Source organism: Phycisphaeraceae bacterium (assembly GCA_020639155.1).
Classification (GTDB): domain Bacteria; phylum Planctomycetota; class Phycisphaerae; order Phycisphaerales; family UBA1924; genus JACKHF01.
Genome location: JACKHF010000001.1, coordinates 1,602,383 through 1,626,545, shown reverse-complemented (window position 1 = coordinate 1,626,545; position 24,163 = coordinate 1,602,383). Strand labels below are relative to the sequence as shown.

At 56.4% G+C, this 24,163-nt stretch carries 20 protein-coding genes and 1 other RNA gene; 17 read left to right on the top strand and 4 right to left on the bottom strand.

Annotated features, from left to right (window positions below):
• Positions 1 to 202: 202 nt before the first annotated feature.
• The 4 genes from H6815_06870 (at position 203) to H6815_06855 (ending at position 5,862) form a co-directional block, all read left to right on the top strand.
• Positions 203 to 2,743: an ATP-dependent Clp protease ATP-binding subunit gene (locus H6815_06870; protein MCB9860161.1), complete on the top strand. Its 2,541-nt coding sequence runs from the start codon at positions 203 to 205 to the stop codon at positions 2,741 to 2,743.
• A gap of 246 nt (positions 2,744 to 2,989) precedes the next feature.
• On the top strand, positions 2,990 to 4,144 hold the full coding sequence (locus H6815_06865; protein ID MCB9860160.1) for a response regulator: 1,155 nt from the start codon (positions 2,990 to 2,992) through the stop codon (positions 4,142 to 4,144).
• A 51-nt stretch (positions 4,145 to 4,195) separates the two neighbouring features.
• A complete protein-coding gene (locus H6815_06860; protein MCB9860159.1) occupies positions 4,196 to 4,486 on the top strand; it encodes a hypothetical protein in 291 nt (96 codons plus the stop codon).
• A gap of 245 nt (positions 4,487 to 4,731) precedes the next feature.
• Positions 4,732 to 5,862: a response regulator gene (locus H6815_06855; protein MCB9860158.1), complete on the top strand. Its 1,131-nt coding sequence runs from the start codon at positions 4,732 to 4,734 to the stop codon at positions 5,860 to 5,862.
• A gap of 11 nt (positions 5,863 to 5,873) precedes the next feature.
• Here the strand turns inward: H6815_06855 and H6815_06850 are convergent, their stop codons facing one another.
• Positions 5,874 to 7,403: a hypothetical protein gene (locus H6815_06850; GenBank protein MCB9860157.1), complete on the bottom strand. Its 1,530-nt coding sequence runs from the start codon at positions 7,401 to 7,403 to the stop codon at positions 5,874 to 5,876.
• A gap of 134 nt (positions 7,404 to 7,537) precedes the next feature.
• On the opposite strand from H6815_06850, the gene H6815_06845 reads away from it, so the two are divergent.
• Positions 7,538 to 7,774: a hypothetical protein gene (locus tag H6815_06845; GenBank protein MCB9860156.1), complete on the top strand. Its 237-nt coding sequence runs from the start codon at positions 7,538 to 7,540 to the stop codon at positions 7,772 to 7,774.
• A 10-nt stretch (positions 7,775 to 7,784) separates the two neighbouring features.
• Here the strand turns inward: H6815_06845 and H6815_06840 are convergent, their stop codons facing one another.
• Positions 7,785 to 8,798, bottom strand: coding sequence for a hypothetical protein (locus H6815_06840; GenBank protein ID MCB9860155.1), 1,014 nt, complete (start codon positions 8,796 to 8,798; stop codon positions 7,785 to 7,787).
• Positions 8,799 to 8,859: 61 nt separating this feature from the next.
• On the opposite strand from H6815_06840, the gene H6815_06835 reads away from it, so the two are divergent.
• From H6815_06835 to H6815_06785, 11 genes are all read left to right on the top strand, one after another.
• On the top strand, positions 8,860 to 10,332 hold the full coding sequence (locus H6815_06835) for a hypothetical protein (protein ID MCB9860154.1): 1,473 nt from the start codon (positions 8,860 to 8,862) through the stop codon (positions 10,330 to 10,332).
• 101 nt (positions 10,333 to 10,433) lie between these two features.
• Entirely contained in the window at positions 10,434 to 11,909 is a 1,476-nt protein-coding gene (locus tag H6815_06830; protein ID MCB9860153.1) for a hypothetical protein, read from the top strand.
• Positions 11,910 to 11,991: 82 nt separating this feature from the next.
• Positions 11,992 to 13,584, top strand: a complete 1,593-nt coding sequence (guaB, locus tag H6815_06825; protein MCB9860152.1) for an IMP dehydrogenase — start codon at positions 11,992 to 11,994, stop codon at positions 13,582 to 13,584.
• 81 nt (positions 13,585 to 13,665) lie between these two features.
• Positions 13,666 to 14,382, top strand: coding sequence for a 7-carboxy-7-deazaguanine synthase QueE (locus tag H6815_06820; protein ID MCB9860151.1), 717 nt, complete (start codon positions 13,666 to 13,668; stop codon positions 14,380 to 14,382).
• A complete protein-coding gene (locus H6815_06815; GenBank protein ID MCB9860150.1) occupies positions 14,382 to 15,725 on the top strand; it encodes a 50S ribosome-binding GTPase in 1,344 nt (447 codons plus the stop codon). The genes H6815_06820 and H6815_06815 overlap by 1 nt, the downstream gene beginning before the upstream one ends.
• A 231-nt stretch (positions 15,726 to 15,956) precedes the next feature.
• On the top strand, positions 15,957 to 16,199 hold the full coding sequence (locus H6815_06810) for an ATP-dependent Clp protease adaptor ClpS (protein ID MCB9860149.1): 243 nt from the start codon (positions 15,957 to 15,959) through the stop codon (positions 16,197 to 16,199).
• A 334-nt stretch (positions 16,200 to 16,533) separates the two neighbouring features.
• Positions 16,534 to 17,061 carry a hypothetical protein gene (locus tag H6815_06805; protein MCB9860148.1) on the top strand — a complete coding sequence of 176 codons (528 nt, stop codon included), beginning with the start codon at positions 16,534 to 16,536 and terminating at the stop codon, positions 17,059 to 17,061.
• Between the two features lie 46 nt (positions 17,062 to 17,107).
• Positions 17,108 to 18,832, top strand: a complete 1,725-nt coding sequence (rimO, locus tag H6815_06800) for a 30S ribosomal protein S12 methylthiotransferase RimO (GenBank protein ID MCB9860147.1) — start codon at positions 17,108 to 17,110, stop codon at positions 18,830 to 18,832.
• A 40-nt stretch (positions 18,833 to 18,872) separates the two neighbouring features.
• Entirely contained in the window at positions 18,873 to 19,385 is a 513-nt protein-coding gene (locus tag H6815_06795; protein MCB9860146.1) for a DUF1579 family protein, read from the top strand.
• Entirely contained in the window at positions 19,382 to 20,428 is a 1,047-nt protein-coding gene (locus H6815_06790) for a hypothetical protein (protein ID MCB9860145.1), read from the top strand. Before H6815_06795 ends, H6815_06790 begins: the two co-directional genes overlap by 4 nt.
• 66 nt (positions 20,429 to 20,494) lie before the next feature.
• Positions 20,495 to 21,166 (top strand): hypothetical protein, encoded by a 672-nt coding sequence (locus H6815_06785; protein MCB9860144.1) that lies wholly within the window; start codon positions 20,495 to 20,497, stop codon positions 21,164 to 21,166.
• Positions 21,167 to 21,232: 66 nt separating this feature from the next.
• Here the strand turns inward: H6815_06785 and serC are convergent, their stop codons facing one another.
• Together serC and ffs are read right to left on the bottom strand one after the other, a co-directional pair.
• The gene (gene serC / locus H6815_06780; GenBank protein MCB9860143.1) at positions 21,233 to 22,381 is read right to left on the bottom strand and encodes a 3-phosphoserine/phosphohydroxythreonine transaminase; all 1,149 of its coding nucleotides are present in this window, start codon (positions 22,379 to 22,381) and stop codon (positions 21,233 to 21,235) included.
• Positions 22,382 to 22,441: 60 nt separating this feature from the next.
• Positions 22,442 to 22,541, bottom strand: an RNA gene (ffs, locus tag H6815_06775) — signal recognition particle sRNA small type.
• A 274-nt stretch (positions 22,542 to 22,815) separates the two neighbouring features.
• Between ffs and H6815_06770 the strand changes: the two genes are divergently transcribed.
• On the top strand, positions 22,816 to 24,150 hold the full coding sequence (locus H6815_06770) for a PIN/TRAM domain-containing protein (protein ID MCB9860142.1): 1,335 nt from the start codon (positions 22,816 to 22,818) through the stop codon (positions 24,148 to 24,150).
• The last annotated feature ends 13 nt before the right edge of the window (positions 24,151 to 24,163 follow it).

Here is a 24,163-nt window from a genome sequence, read left to right as displayed (position 1 = left end):
ACAATTATTAGTTATTGGACCATCTGATTGATCTCCTTATTTGGGAAGATTGAAGTACCAAACAAAGCGCGATCGCAAAGAGGGACTTGAAACATCCGGGTGGAAAAATGGAACTGGCGCGATCTTGACGCTGGGTCCGGCCGAAAAGGATTCTGAGGTCCCCCAATCGCGCAGAGAGGACAACGCCCAGGAGGGCAGACACATGTTTGAACGTTTCACAGATCGCGCACGCAAGGTCATGGCGCTTGCCAATCAGGAAGCCCAGAGACTCAACCACGAGTACATCGGGACAGAGCACATCCTGCTCGGTCTGGTGAAGGAGGGCTCGGGCGTTGGCGCGAATGTACTGAAGAATCTTGATGTCGATCTGCGCAAGGTGCGTCTCGAAGTTGAGAAGCTCGTCCGTGCAGGACCGGAGATGGTCACGATGGGGCGTCTGCCGCAGACACCCCGCGCAAAGAAAGTCATCGAGTTCGCGATCGAGGAAGCTCGCGGATTGAACCACAACTACGTCGGCACAGAGCACTTGTTGCTCGGCCTGCTGCGTGAGCACGACGGTGTTGCAGCGCAGGTGCTCCGCAACCTGAACCTGAAGCTGGAAGAAGTGCGCGAAGAGGTGCTCAGTCTTCTCGGCGCGGGCACAGGCGAGGGTGCAGACACAGACGAGGTTGGTGTCGAGTCCAGCGGCCCATCGGGCGAGCCTCGCAAGCGTGGCGGCAAGTCGCAGACTCCCGCCCTCGACTCCTTCGGCCGTGATTTGACCGAGTACGCAAAGGAAGGCCAGCTCGATCCCGTCATCGGACGTGCTGTCGAGATCGAACGCGTCGTGCAGGTCCTCTGCCGTCGCACAAAGAACAACCCGGTGCTGCTTGGCGAAGCTGGTGTCGGCAAGACCGCGATTGTCGAGGGGCTTGCGCAGCGTATCCACGCTGGCGAGGTCCCACAGATTCTCCACGAGAAGCGGCTCGTCGTTCTTGACCTTGCCATGATGGTCGCGGGCACAAAGTATCGTGGTCAGTTCGAGGAACGCATCAAGGCGGTGATGAACGAGGTTCGTCGCGCCAAGAACGTCATCCTGTTTATCGACGAACTTCACACACTCGTTGGCGCAGGCGGTGCCGAGGGCGCGATCGACGCGTCCAACGTGCTCAAGCCGGCGCTCGCTCGCGGCGAGATCCAGTGCATCGGCGCAACAACCTTCGACGAGTACCGCAAGTACATCGAGAAGGATGCGGCGCTCGCACGCCGATTCCAATCCATCGTTGTGGAGCCGCCGTCAGACGAGCAGACCTTCGAGATTCTCAAGGGTCTTCGCGGCAAGTACGAGGAACACCATCGCGCACGTATCACCGACGCAGCACTGCGTGCGGCTGTCGAGCTCTCCGGCCGATACATCACCGGTCGTGTGCAGCCGGACAAGTCGATCGACGTGCTTGACGAGGCTGGCGCACGCGTGCGCATCAAGAGCATGGCGAAGCCACCGAACCTTGCCGAGCTTGAAGCCGACATCGAGCGTCTCGCAGTCGAGAAGGACGAAGCAGTGAAAGCTGCTGATTATGAGCGCGCTGCCGAGCTGCGCGATCAGACCGAGCAGCTCAAGCAGAAGAAGGAAAATATCCAAGCCGAATGGCGCGAGAAGTCAAACGAGATTGACGGCGAGGTGAACGAGGAAGTCGTTGCCGAGGTCGTCTCAAAGATGACCGGCGTGCCGCTGCAACGCCTTGAGAAGGCAGAAGCTCAGCGACTGCTTGATCTTGAGAAGGAGTTGCACAAGCGTGTCATCAGCCAGGAGCCGGCGATCAAGGCGCTCGCCCGTGCGATCCGTCGTGCTCGCGCAGGCCTGAAGGATCCAAACCGCCCGATGGGTTCGTTCATCTTCGTCGGTCCGTCCGGTGTGGGTAAAACGCTGCTCACCAAGGCGCTCGCTGAGTTCATGTTTGGCGATGCCGACTCACTGATCCATATGGACATGTCCGAGTACATGGAGAAGCACAACGTCTCACGTCTGGTCGGCGCGCCTCCCGGCTATGTCGGGTATGAAGAGGGCGGCCAGCTCACCGAACGTGTGCGCAGACGCCCGTACTCCGTAATCCTGCTCGACGAAGTCGAAAAGGCACACCCGGACGTGTTTAACATGCTCCTGCAGATTATGGAAGAGGGCAGGCTGACCGATTCGTTTGGTCGTCACGTCGACTTCCGCAACACCATCCTCATCATGACATCAAACCTTGGTGCGGACATTATCAGAGGCGGTGGCGGGTTCGGGTTCCAGCAGCGCAGTGCTGAGCAGGACTACGAGAACATCAAGAAGCTCCTGATGAAGGAGGTCGAGAGGTTCTTCCGTCCCGAGTTCATCAACCGTCTCGACGATGTCATCGTCTTCCAGCCACTGACTCGTGCAGACCTCGACTCAATCATTGAATACGAAGTTGCGAAGGTTGCCGAAAGACTTGCAGGCAAGGGCATCGAACTTGTGCTTGATGAACGGGCCAAGACCTTCATCATCGAGAAAGGGTACAACCCGGACTTCGGTGCAAGACCATTGCGTCGCGCCCTGGGCTCTCTCATTGAGGACCCGCTCGCGGAAGGCGTGCTCTCCGGTGAATATCCGGATCACGCGCGCATTGAGGTCACACACAAGGAAGGCGATGACCACCTGTACTTCACATCCCATGAAGTTGAGCCGCCAAGAAAAGATACGAGTGAAACAGAATCGAAACCTGCGCCTGCGAGTTTCACCTAAACTGCTGGAACATTTCTGAAAACACTGAAGGCACGGGCTCGACCCGTGCCTTTTCTCTGCGCGAACGTTGTGCGACATACACGTTATTGGTCATCAGAGTATGAATGTAACGTTTGTGATGACTGGTTGGACACGCAGGCACACACCCAAGCACGAGTCGTAACGCGCAACATCCGATGATTCCAACAGTTCCGCGCATATCAGCGCGCTGGTATGGTGTTTGTGCTACTGGTGGGTGAATGTCGCATGCAGTTTAAGCGTCCAAAGATTGAAGCATCGTCACAACGCACAAACTCTGCGGGGCTTTCGCACCGCCAGTTGGATCAGGTGCTCAATGCACTGGAATCAGGCAAGAAATCTGATTCCAAGCGCCGCGTGTTTACACGCTGGAGCTATCGTAATCCTCGCATCGAGATGGGAATCAAACATCCCGGTGGCACAGAGTCTACCGTGTTTGTCGCCTCGCGTGATCTCTCGTGTCAGGGCATGAGTATTCTGCACTCTTCCTACCTCTATCCAGGGTCCGAAGTTACACTGAACCTGCCCAAGGCTGGCATGCATGATGTCGAGAAGGTTGTATACGGGAAGATCGCACGGTGTCTGCACTTGCACGGCCGCTTGCACGAGATCGGTGTGTGCTTTGACGATGTCATCGACGTGCGCTCACTGCTTGCCTATTCAGACGATGATGATCCTCGGTACGTCATTGAATCAATTGATCCAGAAAAACTCGAGGGATGTATTGTCTGCCTTGAGGACTCGGCGCTGGACCAGAAACTTATCCAGCACTATCTCCGCTCAACCCATCTCCGCATCCGGTTCCCAGAAGATATCGAAACAGCCTTCAACCAAGTCAGAGAGGGTTGCCAGCTCTTTCTTGTCGACGTGCATCTTTCCAGCGGTGAAAACGGCCTTGATGCAGTTGAGAAGGTCAATGCTGAGATGCCCTCGGTACCCGTCGTGCTGTTGACTTCGGACGTATCAAAGGCAACCCGTGACCGAGCCGACAAGCTGCGGGTGGCTGGCATTCTTAAGAAACCAGTAGATGCAACCACACTGCTGCGTGCAATTGCAGAGTACATGTACGCGCGTGCAATCGTGAAGGGATTTGAACAGAAGCAAACCGTTGAAGTTGAAGACAGCAGCTTCCACGAAGCGTTCGTTCGTACACTCGCAGAAGAAGCCCAGAAGATTGAATCCATGATCGAGAATGACGATCACCTCAACGCATACGCGGCCTGCCTGCAGATCAAGGCTTCTGCACCGCAAGCGGGGCTTGATGATCTGGCAACCGTGGCGGAGAAGGCAGCGAACACGCTTGCAGCCACATCCAGCACCAGTGAATCCAAGACCGATTTGGAAGCCCTTGTGCAGAGCTGCAAGCGGTTGGCAGCTGCATAGTCAGCTCATCGTGTAATACGATACCGCATGAGTTTCAGACCCGCGGTTGAGATACACCTTCATCTTCGTGTTCATGCAAATGATGCTGATACACTCATCGCGTTCCTGCGCGAAGCGGTTCCGTTCTACGAACAGCCGGGTGGAATACAAATCCGGCTCTTGCAGCATCAATCGGATCCGGAACGGTTCATAGAAGTTGTCGAATATCACACACACGCTGACTATGAACGCGATCAGGAACGTGTCGAGCACGATCCAGAGATGCACCAGTACCTTGCCCGCTGGCGATCAATCCTCATGGAGCCGCCAAAGGTCGAAATCTACCAGCATTGCATGATATAACCGCCTCAGTATGGATTGGGTTGATCTGAAGTTTCTGATAACACAGACCGAGTACGGCACCGGAACTGGGTAGAGCTGCACGCGTTTGGGGTGGGTTTGTTGGCAATCCATCTCCATGTAATGCAAGGAGATAGCTATCAACCGGACAGAATAGGGAACATCCCCAGTTGTCTTGTTCTCATATTGATCCGATATAGAAAGCCGTGGTGTTCTGCATTCCGCAGAAACTTCGCCGCCGGAGATCCATGGAATCAGCACATCCACATTCTTCCGACATCGAGCTATCAAAGCATCAACTCGATGCGTTCCTTGATCTGATCGAGCAACACAATGCTGCCATTGATGTTATCCACAGGCGCCAGTTCACCCGTTGGAAGTATCGGCAGCCTCGTGTACGTGTGTCCATGACACGCCCTGGCAGCACTGAAACAATCTTTTATCCCGCAACCCGCGATCTCTCGTGCCAGGGTATCAGCTTACTGCATGGATCATTCGTATATCCAAACTCGCGCATCACGATCGAACTCCCCAGTCTTGTGGAGACAAACAAAGTCACAAAAGTGCAAGGCACCGTTGTGCGATGTGTCCAGCTTCGCCGTCGTGTTTATGAGATCGGCGTACATTTTACCGATCCGATCGATGCTCGATCCATAATCACTTCCGATCTGCTCAACGAGCAGTATTCCTTCGAGACAATCGAACCACACCGTCTCAGGGGAACGCTCGTGTATGCTGAAGATTCGGAACTCGATCAGCGCCTTGTCAGGCACTACCTCCGTGAAACACATATTGATCTGGTCTGCGCAGATTCTGCAGTTGGAGCCTTTGAGAAGATAAAGGAAGGCTGCGACTTTGTATTGTGCGATTTTCATCTTACCAATAGCAACGGATTTGAGCTCGTGCGCATGGTTCGAAACCGCATGATGCGCGTACCGATTGTGATGCTCACCGGTGATCCGTCCGTCGAAGCACGCGAGCAGGCGTATCATCTGCAGATCAACGGATTCCTGCACAAGCCGATCGATCAGAAAACATTGCTTCTTCTCTTTGGCGAGTTCGTGCTGCTGAAACAGATTGTACAACTGGTAGAAGATACGAATGAGACCGATGTCCTCGCGCAGAGTCTGCGAAACTCGTTCCTTGCAGATCTTCGCTTGTGCGTCCCGAAACTTCAGACTGCGGTACAAGCGGACAGCGCATGGTCAGCAGAGTGTCTGTGCCGACAAATCAGCGGGACTGCCCCGTGTGTGGGCCTTGATCCTATCGGTTCCATTGCCGCACAAACCGCCGATCGGCTTCGATCCACCTCATCCATTGCAAAGTCGATGGATCTGCTCTCTCAACTGATGCAGGCTTGCAATGAAGCGAACATCTGAAGCACATTGAATCACTCATCAAGCTCTCCTTCCTGTGTTACGGGGACATGGAATACAGGGAAGATGACCCAGTCACACGGCTGGGTCTGTTTATTTCGAGGATTCACATATTGGCGCCCGTTGCCGTTTGTTGGCAACCCCGCATCGTCCGTCTCAGGCGCGCCTCCATCATCGTTCTTGTCGTACCCCACAGAGTACAGTGTCCAGCCGTACTCTGTCTCCCTCCATTGCAGCGGCGCATCGACCAGCAGATCCTTCGGCAACTCGGCGAGGTAATCGGGCAGAAGCACATCAAGTGACTGTGGCATGGTGCCGTTGTCTTTCAGGTAGCGCTCAGTTGCAACTCGTGCCCGCATCGCACCATGATGCGTCAGAATTTGCCATCGCGTAACAGCCGCTTGCCCGAGCGCTGGCACAAGCTGATGCGCAATCATGTATCTGCGCTGCTCATACTCGGATGGCATGTACTTTTCGATCACCTCTTCTGGTGTAGCCGCGTTACTGTAAAGAGGTGTGTCAGCGTACGTCTGAGCAGTTGCGTAAAATTCGTCGGCGAACGCATCCAACTCCTTGCGAGATGCAAGCCCGAACATGTTCAGCGCAGTGAGCGCATTTGCATCTGCTGCAAATGCAAACCCACCCATGAGCTCATCCAGTTCCTTCACACCCTGCCGAGTCATACGTCCATTTCCGTTGCCATCATCCGAGTAAGTGCGCTGGAGCATGTCGTCAAAGAACATCCGCTCCACCGACATGTTACATGAAAGCACCTGATTCTGCTCAATCCGATCAAGCACGGAATCGAGTTTGTCAAGATGCGATTCGGCAAGTTCAGCCGAATAGTCCTGCAGAGCAAGCCCTATCTCAGAATACATGAGTCCACATATGGCGTATCCAACCAACTGAGAGATGAGCGTGCCGTCCTCAGACACCATTGACGCGATGCTGCAGAGATCGTCCATCCGCTGAACAAACCGATCCGGATCGTGCGTTTCAAGAGCTGCACGTGCATCAAAGGCGAGCATCTTCGACAGGTTTCTCGCAGTTCCCAGATGAGGCAGCAGGATATTAATAAGACTTGGATTCTCGTTGGGATGCACTGCAGCTTCCCCAATCGCGCGGGCAAATCGAGGATCATGCTGATCCGAAAGCATCGCCCCGAGCACGGGCTTCGCTGCGATCTGTGACGCAAGCTCAAGCATCGATCTGTTCACCTCAAAAGCGTCCACAGCCTCATCCCACGCGGGATCACCGGGACGCGCGCCTGAAAGATCAGACCATCGAATCGCTCGCTCGCGTTCCTCGTCACTCAGTTGGGCATCGAGAATCATCGCATCGACAAAGAGAGGCCAAGCCCGATCCGATTCGGGTATCTTCTCAAGTCTGGTGTTTATCTCGGCAACGAAGTTCCGCGTGATCTTCGGCTTGAGTCCCAGTCGCCAGTTCAGCCACAGCCCGCCCGACAGAATCGCGACCAGCACCACAACAACCACCGCTCCACAGCCCTTCTTCCATGATGCTAATTCTCCGCGACTGCTCATATCCTGTTCCATATATCCACTCCGTCAAAACACGCGAACTGCAGTCTATAGCGTCTGAGTTGGCGACAGGTTCCGTTTGGCTGTTTATGATGGGGCTCAACGACAACTGATCCCAGATGTGAAAGGACCAGCCGATGCAGCAGATCAAGGTGTTCCACGGGCACAAGAGCGAACCAAATCAGCTTGAAGAGGATGTCAATGCCTGGCTGAAGTCGTCTGGCGTCAAGGTTATCAACATGTTTGGCAACATCTCGCCGCAGGCTGTCATGCCCGTGGCAAGCGAACGGGCCATCCCGGGTGCGATCAGCACCGGTGGCACACGCCGGTTTGCAGATTCAGACATCATGCTTGTCGTTGTCTACGAAGCATAATACAGCACCCTCACCCCATCAACAGATACGATGCCAGCACGAGCCCGGACGCGATGGCAAGGCGCGTGTCGACCGAGTGCCGCATGCGCCGGACTGGTCTCTGTGTGTTCATCAGAAACACAATGATCTCGTGACCAGTCAGCGCTCCAAAGCACACAACAGCGATACACATCTTTGCATCGAACGCAGCGCCAAAGACTGCTGTACACGCAAGCACAACAACGACAACTCCATGCAGAATAATACAAGCAAAGACCGCCCACTTTGCGCCGATGCGACCGGGCACGGTGTCCGTTCCCCATCGCTGGTCAGACTCCACGTCATCGATATCTGAAAGAATCGCGTCCCCTACAACCCAGACCAGCACACACACGATCAAAGCTGCTTCACGCCACGCAGGCGATTTCAGTTGCATCGTCACAATATCAGGAAGCAGTGCAAGCCCGGTGACCGCACACGCAACGAGCAGTGGCTTCAGCACAAGCACATCCTTGCCTCGCAAGAGACCCGAACGCGCAGGCCCGGGCGCGTAGACGAGCCCTGCAAGGATCGCTGCTGGACCAGCGCACACCGCCAGTATTTGCAAAGCAACCGGGGCATGCATGAGCCACGAGCTGATCGCAAGCAGCACGCTGCCTGCACACAACTCGACCATTGCAAATGTTCGCAGGATGCGATGGTGCGTGCGTGCGAAGCGCATCCGAACTTCGTGTGCATCATCATCTGCAGGATCCATGTGCGATCCTGCAAGTTTAACCCGATCAAGAATGTACGCTCCGGATGCCATCACAAGAACCGCGAGCCACCCAATCATTGTCGCGATGGACTGTGTTGACCCGAGCGGGAGCAGGGACATCGTGCTCAGAAGCGAACTCGCAAACAGGCTTACGGCAAGTACATAGATCGCACTCGGCAACGCCACTGCATCAAAGAGCAGTGTCATCGTGCCCTCATCCCCTTTGCTCACCCGCCCTGCCAATGACAACTCGTCGATCGGCTCAAAGCTGTTTGATGGGATTGCCATTTGGAAAGTGTACGGCGTGTCCCCTCTATCGCCCGCGACGAGGATGTGGTATATTGGGTGTATGCGGATCACAACACCACGTCTGCTCGATTCAACCTTCCGTGCGGCAATCTCAGTCCCCTGCCTGTGGGTTGCTGGGATTGCAGTTGCCCAGCCCCTTGCAGAGCCCGGCACTTCTGTGACTCGATACGACAGCAGCAAACTCGTGCGTGTCGAAATCGATTCGATGCGCGATCTGCGCATGATGGAGCACATCTCAGATGACATGTGGTCGCACGGCGTGCGGAACAACAGTGCCGAGTACCTTGTCACACCAGAAGGATTCGCGCTGCTTCAGGAGTCCGGGCTCCCGTTTCAGGTGCTCATCCAGAACGTGCAGGAACTTGTCGATAGCGAGAACGCAAGACTCAGCACACAGGCGTCACTGCCCGAAGCAACAGCGCCGTCATTCTATGCGGATTATAAAACAGCTGCGCAGATCTGGTACAGACTCGAATCGCTTGCTGCAGCGCATCCTGAAACTGTGAACATGTGGACATTCGGTCAATCGATCGAGGGACGTGATATGCGCGCGATCTCGATATCGCGTCCGGCAAAGGCTGGGTCACCCTGCAAGCCCGTGATGTTCGTCAACGGACTCCAGCACGCACGGGAGTGGATCAACGTGATGAGCACGGTGTACTACATCGAGCAGATCATGACGAATCCCTCGAACGATCCACGCATTGATGCGCTGCTCGACAGAATGGACTTCGTGTTCGTTCCCATCTCAAACCCCGATGGTTTTGAGTACACATGGACAACTGAACGATTCTGGCGAAAGAATCGACGCGACAATAAAGATGGTACCTTTGGTGTCGATCTGAATCGGAACTGGAACTACCAGTGGGGTGTCTCACTCCCACACGGCTCAGCGGGCAACAACAACACAAACAGCGCGGTCTACTGGGGACCAGCTCCTTTCAGCGAGCCCGAGAGCACAGCGATTGCGAACCTGCTTCTTCAGTATCCGAATGTGCGTGCTGCGCTGGACGTCCACAGCTACGGACAACTGCTGCTGCACCCATGGGGATACACGCCCGATGGCTCACCGGACGACAGCGCGTTCAACGCGATCGGACTCGCAATGAAGGCTGACATCGCTGCGCTGTACGGAAAAAACTACAACCATGGCCGCTCGTACACAGCAATCTACCCAACATCCGGTGCGTCGATTGACTGGTACTACGCCATCGGCGGAGCGTGGGCATTCACCTTTGAGTTGCGCGGCCCATCATTTGCGCCACCACCAAATCAGATTCTGCCGTGCGCCGAGGAGACGTTCCTGGCAATGCTGCGGTTTGCCGAGATGACAGCGGACGAGTTCCAGTTCATCGCTGACTGGGACCACGACTGCCAGCACACCGTGTTTGACTTTATCGATTTCAATACCGACTTCGTGGCTGGTGAACTACGGTGCGATCTGAACAATGATGGCACGCTGAATGTACTCGATTACATCGAGTTCAACTCGCTCTATGCCCAGCGCCGGTAACAGAAGGTCACTCGCAGTTTCGGCCTTTGATTGGTATCCAATGTTCTCTTTTTCGTCAACTACGAACGCGCAACTGTGCTGAGTCGTGGTATATTGGAAGCATGCGTACACAAGCCTATCTGATCCATCGATCCGTGCTCACCCTCTTTGCTGCGGGGACTGGGTTGCTTTGTGCAACCACTTCGTTCGCTCAGCCGCTCGGCAATCCCGGAGACCCAGTCGTCCGGTATGACGGGCACAAGCTCGTGCGCGTACAGGTGGACACCATCCGCGATGTGCGCACAATGGAATCACTTTCAGATGACATGTGGTCGCACTCGATCCGCGACAATCAGGCTGAATATCGCGTCACGCCAGAACAGTTCGTAGTTCTACAGGAATCCGGGCTTACCTTCGAGGTGCTGATCGACAACCTGCAGACAACCGTGGACGAGGAGAATGCTCGCATTCTGGCTTCCATGCAGCAGGGGCAGGCGCTCGATGGCGTGACCTTCTACGAAGAGTTCCGAAACGAAGCTGCCATCATGGCGAGGATCAGTTCGCTCGTCAACTCCCGCCCGGACCTCGCCACGTTGTGGACGTTCGGCCAGACAATCGAAGGGCGTGACATGACAGCGGTCTCGATTCGACGGGATCTGCCTTCGGTCCCCGGGTGCCGTCCACTCGTGTTCATCAATGGTGTTCAGCACGCACGCGAGTGGATCAGCCCGATGTGCGTCACCTATTTCATCGATCAACTCATTACAAACGCCGACACCGACCCACGCATTGATGCACTGCTCAACGAGGTTGAGTTTGTATTTGTGCCTGTCTCAAACCCGGACGGGTTCGACTACACGTGGACAACAGAACGGTTCTGGCGAAAGAACCGTCGCAACAACGGGAACGGCACGTTTGGCGTTGATCTGAACCGCAACTGGGCGTTCCAGTGGGGGCTTTCGCTCCCGCACAGTTCAGCAGGGAACGCGAACCCGAACAGCAATGTCTACTGGGGCACGGCTCCGTTCAGCGAGCCTGAGACAACAGCCATGAGCAATCTCATGATGCAATACCCGAACCTGCGTGCATCAATCGATGTGCATAGCTACGGCCCGCTGCTGCTGTATCCCTGGGCATATACATCAACACCCTCACCGGACAACCAGGCGTTTGTCAATCTTGCAGTTGGCATGCGCAACGCAATCCTGGCCGTTCACAGCATGCCATATACACCCGGTCCATGGTACTCGGCACTTTATCCATCCTCGGGCACATCTCAGGACTGGTCATATGCAAACCGCGGCGCTTGGGGCTTTACGATCGAACTTCGTGGTCCTTCTTTTGCTCCACCACCAACCGAGATTCTCCCGTGCGCCGAAGAGACCTTCGAAGCGGTGCTGCTGTACGCCGAGTCCACGGGGCAGGAGTTCCAGTTCATCGCGGACTGGAACCACGACTGTGAGTACACCATCTTTGATTACATCGCGTTCGGGACAGATTACGCCGCAGGAAACCCCGAGTGTGATCTGGACGGCAACGGCACGCTAAACGTGTTCGATTACATCGAGTTTGGGAACCTGTACTCCCAGCGTCGATAGATCAGAACCGCATTTTCTGTGCAGAATCCGCGAAGTTGCAATATATGTGTTGACTCTGTGAGAGTTCCAGCCAAGCATGTGCATGGCAGCACTTTCCACTTCACAACCGGATCTGAACGCATCTGCAGGCCAATACGCTGGACCGAGCGGTGGTCTCGTTGGCGCAGGCAAAGTCGTGCAGGAAGGCATCACCTTTGATGATGTGCTTCTCATCCCGCGCGCTTCGAGCATCCTTCCAGCAAATGCAAGCACGCGTACCCGGCTGACAAACTCCATTACTCTGAACATCCCGCTTCTCTCGGCACCAATGGATACCGTGACCGAATCGGCACTTGCCATCGCGCTCGCACTCGAGGGGGGCATTGGCATTATCCACAAAAACCTGCCCATCGAAGCGCAGGCGCGCGAAGTGGCAAAGGTCAAGCGATCGGCCAACGGCATCATCACCGATCCAATCACACTCGGGCCGACAACCACCGTCGGACGCGCACGCGAGTTGATGCGCACGCACGGTGTTTCAGGATTCCCTGTTGTTGCAGACGGTGATCTCGAACTCCGCACGCACGGCAAACTCATGGGCATCCTCACGCGCCGAGATCTGAAGTTTGTTGAGGATGCAAGCACGCTTGTACAGGATGTCATGACAAAGGACGGACTCATCACCGCATCGCCCACCACGACATTGCAGGAAGCAGAAGCGGTGCTCAACCGCAACAAGGTCGAGAAACTTCTGCTGATCGATGACGCGGGCATGCTGAGCGGCATGGTCACGATGCGCGATATCGAACGCCTGAGCGACTACCCCAACGCATGCACAGATTCGCGAGGCAGACTCCGTTGTGGCGGAGCGGTCGGTGTAGGTCAGCTTGATCGTGTCGACGCACTCATCGAAGCTGGTGCCGATGTCATCATCGTTGACACAGCGCACGGACACTCAAGCAACGTCATCGAGACTGTTCGCGCGATCAAAGCATCACGCAATATCGATGTCATCGCAGGCAATATCGCAACCGCTGAAGCTGCTGTCGATCTGATCAATGCGGGTGCCGACGCGATCAAGGTCGGTATCGGTCCGGGGTCCATCTGCACAACGCGTGTCGTCACCGGTGTGGGCATGCCACAGATCACCGCGGTGTTCAACGCAGTCGAGGGTGCCCAGCGGACCGGGAAGGACATTCCTGTGATCGCTGACGGCGGCATCCGCATGTCGGGCGACATCGCAAAGGCAATCGCTGCGGGTGCAAGCTGTGTCATGCTCGGTTCGCTCTTTGCAGGACTGCACGAATCACCGGGCGAGCTTGTGATCCATCACGGCAGACGCTACAAGAGCTATCGCGGCATGGGGTCCGAGGGCGCAATGAATGCGGGCAGTGCCGACCGCTACGGCCAAGCCGATCAGTTGCAGCAGAAGAAAGCCGACGATCGCAAGTTCGTGCCCGAGGGAGTCGAGGGTCTCGTCGCGTATCGAGGGCATCTCGCAGAGTTCGTGTACCAGCTCGTCGGCGGCCTCCGCGCTGCGATGGGATATTGCGGGTGCGCAACACTCGATACGTTCCGAGCTGAAGCAAAGTTCTGCAAGGTCTCAGGAGCAACCGTTGTCGAGAACCATCCGCACGACATCCGTATCACGAAAGAATCACCAAACTACACCGTCGAGCACATGCCCGGTGTGTGACCACGCATGAGTTCTGACGCAATCCAGCTTCCGATAGAGCACGATCCGCACGTCTCGCAAACAGCACGCGTGCGTGACAAACTGCCTATAAGCGAGATGTTCACGTCGATCCAAGGCGAGGGCGCACTTACCGGCGTACCCAGTTTTTTCGTGCGCACAAGCGGATGCAATTTGCGATGCACGTGGTGCGACACGCCGTACGCGAGCTGGCACCCTGAAAAAACAATGCGCACGATCGACGAGACCATCGATGCTGCAAGGGCAGCATTCGACCACAACATCCGTCACATGGTGCTGACTGGCGGCGAGCCAATGCTGTTCGATGCGATCGAGCCGTTGTGCCAGCGCGTGCACGAACTCGGCATGCACATCACGATCGAAACCGCAGGAACGATCTATCGATCGGCACGATCGCTGCATTGCGACCTGATGAGTCTGAGCCCCAAGCTCTCGCACTCGACCCCTGCAAAGAATGATCCTCGCGATCAAAGCGGCGTGTGGCACGATCGGCATGAGAAGCTGCGCTTGAATATCGAGGCGTTGACACAACTCATCTCAGACTATCCATCGCACCAGCTCAAGTTTGTCGTGCGGAATGATGAGGACGTCACAGAGATCGATACCCTGCTCGCGCAACTTCCTTCGGTAGAACCCTGCAACATCATGCTCATGCCGGAAGGCGTAACGGTGCCGACGCCCGAATCGGTCGCGTGGGCTGCTGATCTGTGCGTGCAGCGTGGCTGGCGATACTGCCATCGATTGCACGTGGAACTCTTCGGCAACACACGTGGCACCTGATGGCGACGGGAGACACCATCTGCGCGCTCGCAACACCCGCAGGCCAGGCCGCGCGAGCAGTCATCCGTATCTCCGGTGCCGATCTCTCGCACGTATTCGATGCAATGCTGCCCGATTGTGCACGCACGCGGGGCATCCACCGATCACAGCTGCGTATCCGCGACAACTGGCATCCCATGCCCCTCCTTGCAGTGGTCATGCCCGGCCCGAACTCATACACGGGCGAGGATGTGATCGAACTGCTCGTGCCGGGTGGTGTCGCGATCACGCGAGCCATCATGGATCGACTGGTATCCCTGAAGCACACGCGCCTCGCAGAACCGGGCGAGTTCACCGCGCGCGCGTATCTGCACGATCGTCTCACTCTGACGCAGGCCGAGGGTGTCGCTGCGATGATCAGCGCACAGACGCAGGACGAGCTCGACCGTGCGCACGCGATGCTGCGGGGCGACGTGGGCAACCGGTACGAACGCTGGGCGGAAACGGTTGCGCATCTGCTCGCGCTTGTTGAAGCGGGCATCGATTTTACCGATCAGGAGGACGTGGTCGCGATCACGCCGAATGAGCTGCACACAACACTGCGCACACTCATGGCCGAGATACACCAGCACATCGGCGAGAACACAATAAAGGAAGCTGGCGCGCACGAGCCACTGATCTTAATCGTCGGCAAACCCAACGCTGGCAAGACGACACTCTTCAACGCGCTGATCGGCACTTCGCGGAATGTTGTGTCTGAGCACGCGGGAACAACACGCGATGTCGTGATCGAACGCGTCACACTTTCAGACGCGGACCACGCTGTCACGATCCGGCTTGGTGACACCGCAGGGATTGCAGAACACTCACTCGACGCGATCGACGCGATCGGACAATCACGCGCTCGCGACGCGATGCATGATGCGCATGTCATCCTCCATTGCGATCCAGCCGGACAGTTTCTATCACTGCCTGAGCACAGTGCAACATCAGTCATCCGCGTGCGCACGAAGTCTGATCTTGCCGAAGCACCCTCAGACAATCAACGCCACAGTGCACTCTCGATCTGTGCACTCACGGGCGAATCACTCGACCCACTCAGAACCGCGCTGCTGCACGCTGCGATCGGAGCGAGCACAAGTTCTGCGGTCCCAGCCAGACATCGCGTGAACCTGTCGCAGGCCCTGTCGTACCTTGATGAAACAGCGTCGATGATCGACCCAACAACCGATCGTCTGGCCGTGCCCGAGTCGCTGGCGTTCCCTCTGAGGGCTGCTCTGGACTCGCTGGGGCGGATTACGGGTCGGATCGATGCTGACGACGTGCTGGGGCGGGTGTTTTCCGCCTTTTGCGTGGGGAAATGAGAAAAATCCGTTCTTTGTAGTTTCGACTGCGAGCTATACGAACAAACACCAATCGACAGGAATCTGCAGGACGGGTTTCCCGCTGGCCGACATCCAGACACGAACACACGATACACTTTTGGGACAGGAGGGATCATGCCACAGGACAACGAATCAATGCCGATAGATCCCCCATCGTTTGAAGAGTCCAACGAGACCGCGACCGCGACGCCGGAACTGGTCGAGCCCATCATGGACCGCCTGCCGCCGTACGCGGTGCTTCTGCACAATGACGAAGTCACAGATATGCTCGACGTGATCGAGACGATCACGGATGTCACACCACTCAACCGCCATCGCGCTGTCGAGGTGATGCTAGAAGCGCACATGCAGGGCGTGTCACTCGTGCTGACAACCCATCGCGAGCTTGCCGAACTCTACATGGAGCAGTTCGAGTCCAAGGGACTGACCGTGACAATCGAGCCCGCCCGCTGATACTCCGGACATCACACGATACCACACACACACGCGGTCTGTTTGGATCGCGTGTGTTGTCTTTCCTGATTATGCTAATAACGCATCGCGTGCGGACTGGAACATCTGAACCGGTTATGCACGCACTCATCCGCGTTTTTCCAGCATAACGAATGATCGCAAGGCAAGAAAACCGCTGAAAAAACACGAGATTCTCACGCTCATGCTCGCGCAGGATGTGCCAGCTCGCCCATCCAGACAGAACTCTGCGCATCTGTTGCGCAATTCCAGAAGGAAGCATGCGAGCCCGTCGATCACCATCCGGCTGAAGTGGTTTCAGCGGGAGGGGATTGGTATGTCGAACCAGTTGTGCGAGTATCTTGTTCGCGATGGCATCATCACACAGGCACAGGTTGCGGAAGCGCTGCGCATGCAGGAGAAGCGGACGCGCCCGATCGGTGCGATCCTAGAGGAACAGTTCGGCGTTCACCCTCGCGATATCGAGCGAGCCTGGGCGGAGCAGTATGCGGACTTGGCCGCTGAAACCACTGCCTCCTCACTTGATCCTGCGAAAAACGCGATCGATCTTGTCACAGCTCGTCAAGCATGGCAGTTCGGGATTCTGCCCGTGAGCTATGAGAACGGCAAGCTTGTGGCATGCACATCACGCAAGCATCTGCCCCGCGCGATCAGGTTCGCGACGAAGAGGCTCAAAGCCGAGTGCGAGGTGCTGCTCGCGACAGAGAGCGAACTGGGGCGGGCACTCCACCACCATTACCCCATGCCAGGGCTTGGGCCCGAGGAGAACGGATTTGCGAATCTTGAGTACGACTTCGCAGACAACGTGTTCCCGGTAGAAGAGCCAACTCTCGGAGCAGAGTGAGAGGTCAGAGATTGGGTCCTGAGTCCGCCGCACCTACGATCTGCTGGTGGATATAACAAAGCTCAAATCGTCGCGAACATCCTCGCGTGCTGGATCAACCGATCGCGCGAGCGATGCGCGCACAACCGCTGCGGATAACGAGGTCCGGTCGGTCGCGTTTGTCAGTCTCGGATGCCCGAAGAATCTGGTGGACTCTGAGAAAATGCTCGGGCTCCTCGCCGCGGACGGCATCATCCCCGTCAGCTACGACCCGGCCAACCCTGACGCGTCCATGCAGGCGGACGCTGTGGTCGTCAACACATGCGGGTTCCTTGAAGCGTCCAAGGACGAGAGCCTGTCAGTCATCAAGGACGCGATCGAGCAGAAAAAGCATGGCACCGTGAAGCGCGTTGTCGTTGCGGGATGCCTCGTCCAGCGCCATCGCGCCAAAATGCTCGACTGGGCACCCGGAATTGATGCGATGGTCGGCGTGTTCGATCGCGACCACATCGTCCACGCGGTTCGTGGAACCACGCCGCAGCGCGAGACTGTCGACAACACAAACAAGGAGAAGCCGAAGTACTGGATCCACGCCAACGCACTGACCAAGGCACGCGACGAGGGATTGAAAACTGTTGGTCTGACTGTCAACGGCAAAGACGGAAGAGGTGTCGGGTACTTCGAGGACGATGCGGCGCGTCTGCGACTGACACCGAGGCACTACGCCTATCTGCGCATCAGCGAGGGATGCAACCAAGCGTGCGCGTTCTGCACGATTCCGTCCATCCGCGGGAAGATGCGATCTAAGCCCATCGACCGCATCACAACAGAGCTGCGCGAGTTGCTCGCGGACGGCGCTTTCGAGATCAACCTCATCGGACAGGACACGACGAGCTTCGGCGACGATATCGGCATCGGGTTCGACCAACAGGACAGCGCACGCGACGGGTTGTTTGCGCGCGGCGGGTTGCCCGATCTGCTCAAGTCACTCTCGGACACCATGAAGCACGAGGCTGGGCACGGCTGGATCCGCCTCATGTACGCCTATCCGACCAGCTTCCGTGACGAGTACATCGACGCGTTCGCTCAACTTGTGCAGCAGGGGCATCTGTGCCCGTACATCGACATCCCGCTCCAGCACGCCTCTGACAGAATGCTCAGCGCGATGCGTCGGAATGTGACATCGTACGAGCAGGCGGAAGTCCTTCGCAAGCTGCGCGAGCGCGTGCCGGGGATGGCCATCCGCACAACATTCATCACAGGGTTCCCCGGTGAGAACGAGCAGGACCATCAGGAACTGCTCGCATTCATCAGGGAGCAGCAGTTCGACGCAATGGGCGTGTTCGAGTATTCGAAAGAAGACGGCACGCCAGCGGGCACGATGGAGAACAATCCTTCGCTTGCTGTGCCTGCCGAGACAAAGCGCCGTCGGCATAACGAGCTGATGGAGCTCCAGCAACAGATCGCGTTTGCAAAGAACGAAGCACGAGCAGCAAAGTTTGATGAAGCAAACCCTGAGACCACCGGTGAGCGCGTCGATGTGCTCATCGACAGCACAACCTCGACCGCGGGACTGCACACTACCGGCGTGAGCACCAATGCTGCACTCTATCAGGGCAGAACATCCACGCAGGCGCCGAGTGTTGACAGCGTCACGTTCGTGCACTCGACCCAGAAGCTTGTGCCGGGCGAACTGATCAAGTGCGTGATTGTCGGATCAGACGGGTACGACTTGATCGCACGACCTGTTGAGCAGCTGCGCGTTTCGCGTTCGCTCCCGGTCATTGGATAATGCACGTCATATCAAAGAGCAAGCGAGAAAGGAACACACCATGAGCGAAGCAACATCAGAATGCGCAGCACAGACCGTGTCGGCAGAGCATAAGGTGCTCGACCAGTTCATTGGCACGTGGAATGCAAAGACACGGTTCTGGATGCAGCCCGGCGCCGAGCCGATGGACATGACTGGCGTCATGAAGAACACGTGGGCATTCAACGGACTGTACCTTGAGGAGAACTACGAAGGATCCGAGTTCATGGGTCAGCAGTTCAAGGGCAAGGGTGTGTGGACATACAACCCGACAACGAAGAAATACGAAGGCATCTGGTACGACACCGCGGGCAGCAGCCTGCAGTTTGAGACCGGCTCCTTCGACGACGCTAAGAAGATCTATACGGCACACAACACATTCATCATGCCCGGCACGACCAACGAGATGGCGAAGCGTACCGTCATCACAGTGAAAAATACGAACGAGCATGTGATGGAGATGTTCATGGGAGAGGTCGGCTCTGCTCCTGACCAGCAGTTCAAGTGCATGGAAATCACATACACCCGCGCATGACCGAACAAAGACTCTTCCAGAACCTGCCCCAGCCTTCCCCGAGCGTTGACGGGCTTGCATTCGCGGTGCGCGTCACGCCTGATGGGTGCGAGGATCTTCACTGGGACGATCTTGATCGCCTGGATGGCTCGCTCGCAGAAAGAAGCTTCGATACAAATCTGCCCGTGAAGTCAGTGGTCTGGGTGCATCTCGATCTGCATCATGATCGAGCGCGATCATGGGTTCGTACTCACATCGGGCTCACTTCCGATGAATCCGACGCGATGCTCGGCGATTTCACCCAGCCACATTCTGTCGTCAGCAGGGACTCACTGCTGCTGTTTCTGCGCGGCGTCAACTGCAACCCGAACGCGGACCTTGAGGATCTCATCTCCATCCGCGCGTTCCTGACACCGTCGCTGATCGTCACGATGCGCAGCGCCCCGATCAGATCGTCGCGCGAGGTACTCGCAACGTTGCGCAAGGGCATGCAGATTGCGCACTCCATCGACATCTTCATCCCGTTCCTGCGCCAGCTACTTGCAAAGGTTGAAGCAGTCTCCGACCAACTCGGCGACTCGCTTGGCGAGCTTGAGGAGGAGATGATCGACAAGGTGGACCAGTCGCACATGTCAAAGCTGACAACACTGCGCCAGCAGATCATCCAGTTGCGCAGATATATCCGCCCCCAGCGTGAGATGCTTGAGTCGTGCCCCATCGAGGAGCTTACGTGGTCGCGTGAGATCGACACCGATCGACTCGCACACTGTGCGCACACGAACGCGCGTGTCGTCGAGGAGCTCATGATGTTCTCTGAGCGCTCGCATGTGCTGCAGGATGATGCCGCCAACGCGCAGGTGTTCCAGCTTACACGCTCAACCTACCTGCTGACAAAGATTGCGTCGATCTTCCTGCCGCTCGGATTACTCACAGGACTCCTGGGAGTGAACGTTGACGGTATTCCCCTGAAGAACTCGCCGTGGGGGTTCGCGATCGTGTGCGCTGCTCTGCTCGCTCTCGGGATCGTGATGGGCGTTGTTATCAGGCGCGTCGATCGGGACTGAGAAGCTTTGCCACTCTAACTCAACTGACACTGGATCGGACATAGATGAGTGCCGATGCGATAGTTTATGACACCGCCAATCCCCAACTGGATCAAATACAAGCACATCCCTGGTTACACAAACATCTATTCACTCCAACCGAATGAGACTCGAATCTTCGGCACTGAATCTCTTTACGGTGACTGGAACGGTCGCGTGCTGCTGATGGCAAAGGACTTCGCATGTAGCAAACTCATACGAGATCGTATAGCAGAAGGTGACCCTAGACCATTCCGGCACGAGCCTTCACTACGCACAAACACTCGGCTCCGCAAGTGTGCAGATTGTATTGCAACAGGAGCAAGGCCGGAAGCTTGCGGCATTTTGTATGGATCAGTCCTTGCTGGCATGTTGCGTGACGATGATTCAATGAGTGGCACATTGCCTTCCCGCAAACTCGCCCTTGACTATGGATCAAGGATTGTCTCGTTTGTCCGAAGCTCAATGCCAAACTTACAAGTAGTGGCTTGTATGGGCGAAGATTCGTGGTTGGCTGCAACAAAATCTTTCGACATCACGTTATGCTGGAAGGAAGCAAGTAGAGCAACAACACCAACATTTGCAAAGAACACATATGTTATTGCAGTACATCATCCCGCCCGTGCGAGCAATGAGAAAATGATTCGTGCGTGGGATCTTGTGTCACAAACCCTGTCGGCGAGCGGCACGTTCCCTTCTAAAGAGCAACGCCGGGCATAAGTAGAAGGATTAGAAAGCCCGGAGCGTGCCCGGGCTGTTCATTTCTCACAATGTTCTACCGATCGTTTACCCGTTTCTCTTTGCAAACTCGCGCAGGAATTGGGCAAACGCGTCGCAGCCTTCCGCAGGGAAGCTGTTGTAGATGCTCGCACGAACGCCACCGACCGAGCGATGTCCCTCGATCGCGGAGAATCCGTGGGCGGTGGCTTCCTCAAAGAAGCGCTTCTCGATCTCGGGCGAGGGTAAGTTGAACGTGATGTTCATCATTGAGCGGGAGTCCTTGCGCGCGTGCGGGAGATAGAACCCCGCATCAAGCACATCGTAGATAACTTTCGCCTTGGCGTTGTTGCGTTTTTCCATTGCTGCAACGCCGCCCTGATCCTTGTACCACTGCAGCACAAGACCGACAACGTAGATCGGGAAGACCGGCGGCGTGTTCCAGCGAGAAAGCTGGTCGGCTGTTGCGCTGTAACGCAGCAGATCCGGTAGTTCGTTGTTTTCCTTTGCCATGAACTCGTCCCTGATGATGACGAGCGTCGTGCCTGCGGGGCCGAGATTCTTCTGCGCGCCCGCGTAGATCATATCGTACTTCGAGATGTCGCACGTGCGCGACGCGATGTCGGACGACATGTCACAGATCAATGGCACGCCAGCAGGGGCTGTGGGTTCTGCGTTCTTTGCAAACTGTGTTCCTGCGACTGTGTTGTTCGACGTGAAGTGAACGTATGCGGGATTCTCGGAATAGTTCGTCTCTGAGGGCGATGGAATGTACGAGTGCTTCTTGTCTTCGCTTGTTGCGCAGACGTGGGGTTTGCCAATGTACTTCGCCTGCTTGTACGCCTTCTGCGCCCAAAGCCCTGTCACGAAATAATCCGCGACGCCGCCCTTCGGCATGAAGTTCATGGGAATCATGTGCGCCTGCGTTGATGCGCCGCCTGTGCCGAACATCACGGTGTACCCGCTTGGCACACTGAGCACCTCGCGCACAAGATCGTGCGTTCTGGCAAAGATCTCGTCAATAACCTTGCCACGATGTGAGTGCTCCAGAATACCGACACCGGATCCCATGACATTCCAGATATCGCCCTGGATCTGCTTGAGCACATCCTCCGGGAGGCACCCAGGCCCCGCGGACAGGTTCCAGATGCGGTCTGAGTTCTCGCGGTTGAGTGCTTTGACGACGGGATTCGTGGGGTTCAGTGTTGCGTTTGCCATGACAAACTGTAGAAACAAAAGTCGCCAAAGTTATGCCGAGATTAGAAGAATCGCCCGGATGGTGACCAGGACACCGGCGGCACCGGACCAACGCCGCTTATGGCTGCTGCGGTCAAGCTCTGACCAGGTTCACGGGCCAACCCGTGCACCGGGCCCGGCCACCATCCGAACGGGGCACAATCTGATCGACCGTGCCACATGAGGGGCGAGTATAGCAGCTCGAAACCGCACGTCCGAGAGCCTCGACAACCGATGATGATCTTTTGAAAACACAGACTGCCGGATTGCGAACCTAAACTCATCCAGACACGAACTGTCTGTATATATGCCGTCCGCCGTTGCGGACAGGGGCCTATTCGTTATTCCATCCAGTGCCCCAGCGTTATTCCGGTCTCTCCAGTGCGATATTTCGCACGTTTTTTGGATGGGCATACATGATGACAAAGCACAAGCAATCTGTTGAACTGAATCCATTTGCCGCTGACGAACGCCAGATCCAGGCGGTCGTCCGAGTGCTCAGACTCGCGTTCTTCGTCATGATGGCGACCGTCGCGCTGCTGACGATCCTCAGCCAGACACGAACAGAATCCGGTGAAACCAAGACAGGCGCAGCCACTATCTGGTGGGTGACCGCATCGAGCACTCTGTTCCTCTTCTGCGCCTTCCTGCTGACCGACATCTTCACGCCGCGCAAGAAGATCGCAACACTCACGGCAATCTTTGTGGGTCTCGTGGCCGGGCTAATTGGCACGTACGCACTCGGACAGATTATCAATCTGCTGGCGAAACTGTGGCAGTTCGAGGAGAACGTCGAAGCGATCACCGTGGCAACGCTGCTGTTCGGTATCTCCCTGTCCTATCTGTGCATCTCGACAGTCCTGCAGACCAAGGACGATTTCCGGCTGGTGATCCCGTATGTGGAGTTTGCGCGCCAGATCCGAGGCCCGCGCCCGCTGCTGCTTGACTCGTCAGTGCTGATCGACTCCCGCATTCTCGATCTTGCTGGGACTGGCATCATCCAGTATCCCATGGTCGTGCCCCAGTTTGTCATCACCGAACTCCAAACGCTTGCCGACTCGCGCGACAAGCTCAAACGTGCCCGAGGCAGGCGCGGGCTTGACGTGATCACCCGACTCCAGCGTTCGCCCACGGTTGACATATCTATCGATCCGACTGAAGCGTCTGCAAAGGGTGTTGATCAGCAGCTTGTGGAACTTGCATCCCAGATGAACGCAACCATCGTGACCAACGACATCGCGCTGAACCGCATCGCTGGCATTCAGGATGTCAGGGTTATCAACATGAACGAGGTATCAAACGCGCTCAAACCGTCGCTCATCCCGGGCGAGCAGCTCGCGATCAAGCTGATCAAGCCCGGCGAGCAGCGAGGACAGGCGGTCGGATATCTCGACGATGGCACGATGGTCATTGCCGAGAACGGTGCAAACCATATCGATCAACTGGTCACACTCACAGTCACGAGTTCTCTTCAGACCGCAGCCGGCCGGCTGATCTTTGGTCGCATGGATATCGACGATGGGCGCGACGCGACGCGCCATCCACGCACAGATGCCATGCGCAAGCAAGAGGTAGAAGATATCTCTGATGATGATGACGAATCAGACGAAGAACCGGTCGACCAGAGCGTGACCCAAACCGACACAACACCAAACGGATCTCCCTTCGGGGCAAAGGAAATCGCAGCCCCTGAGAAGAAGGAACCACAGCGGCCACGCACAAATATCACCGGCAGAAATCCGCGAAGATAGTCGCATGCATTGA

Excerpts from the sequence above, each read along its gene's own strand:
- H6815_06840 (MCB9860155.1), bottom strand. The coding sequence starts at position 8,798 with ATGGCAATCCCATCAAACAGCTTTGAGCCGATCGACGAGTTGTCATTG.
- H6815_06845 (MCB9860156.1), top strand. The coding sequence starts at position 7,538 with ATGCAGCAGATCAAGGTGTTCCACGGGCACAAGAGCGAACCAAATCAG.
- H6815_06810 (MCB9860149.1), top strand. The coding sequence starts at position 15,957 with ATGGACCGCCTGCCGCCGTACGCGGTGCTTCTGCACAATGACGAAGTC.
- H6815_06795 (MCB9860146.1), top strand. The coding sequence starts at position 18,873 with ATGAGCGAAGCAACATCAGAATGCGCAGCACAGACCGTGTCGGCAGAG.
- serC (MCB9860143.1), bottom strand. The coding sequence starts at position 22,381 with ATGGCAAACGCAACACTGAACCCCACGAATCCCGTCGTCAAAGCACTC.
- H6815_06850 (MCB9860157.1), bottom strand. The coding sequence starts at position 7,403 with ATGAGCAGTCGCGGAGAATTAGCATCATGGAAGAAGGGCTGTGGAGCG.
- H6815_06785 (MCB9860144.1), top strand. The coding sequence starts at position 20,495 with ATGACACCGCCAATCCCCAACTGGATCAAATACAAGCACATCCCTGGT.
- H6815_06835 (MCB9860154.1), top strand. The coding sequence starts at position 8,860 with ATGCGGATCACAACACCACGTCTGCTCGATTCAACCTTCCGTGCGGCA.
- H6815_06870 (MCB9860161.1), top strand. The coding sequence starts at position 203 with ATGTTTGAACGTTTCACAGATCGCGCACGCAAGGTCATGGCGCTTGCC.
- guaB (MCB9860152.1), top strand. The coding sequence starts at position 11,992 with ATGGCAGCACTTTCCACTTCACAACCGGATCTGAACGCATCTGCAGGC.
- H6815_06790 (MCB9860145.1), top strand. The coding sequence starts at position 19,382 with ATGACCGAACAAAGACTCTTCCAGAACCTGCCCCAGCCTTCCCCGAGC.
- H6815_06830 (MCB9860153.1), top strand. The coding sequence starts at position 10,434 with ATGCGTACACAAGCCTATCTGATCCATCGATCCGTGCTCACCCTCTTT.
- H6815_06865 (MCB9860160.1), top strand. The coding sequence starts at position 2,990 with ATGCAGTTTAAGCGTCCAAAGATTGAAGCATCGTCACAACGCACAAAC.
- H6815_06805 (MCB9860148.1), top strand. The coding sequence starts at position 16,534 with ATGTCGAACCAGTTGTGCGAGTATCTTGTTCGCGATGGCATCATCACA.
- H6815_06815 (MCB9860150.1), top strand. The coding sequence starts at position 14,382 with ATGGCGACGGGAGACACCATCTGCGCGCTCGCAACACCCGCAGGCCAG.
- H6815_06855 (MCB9860158.1), top strand. The coding sequence starts at position 4,732 with ATGGAATCAGCACATCCACATTCTTCCGACATCGAGCTATCAAAGCAT.
- H6815_06770 (MCB9860142.1), top strand. The coding sequence starts at position 22,816 with ATGATGACAAAGCACAAGCAATCTGTTGAACTGAATCCATTTGCCGCT.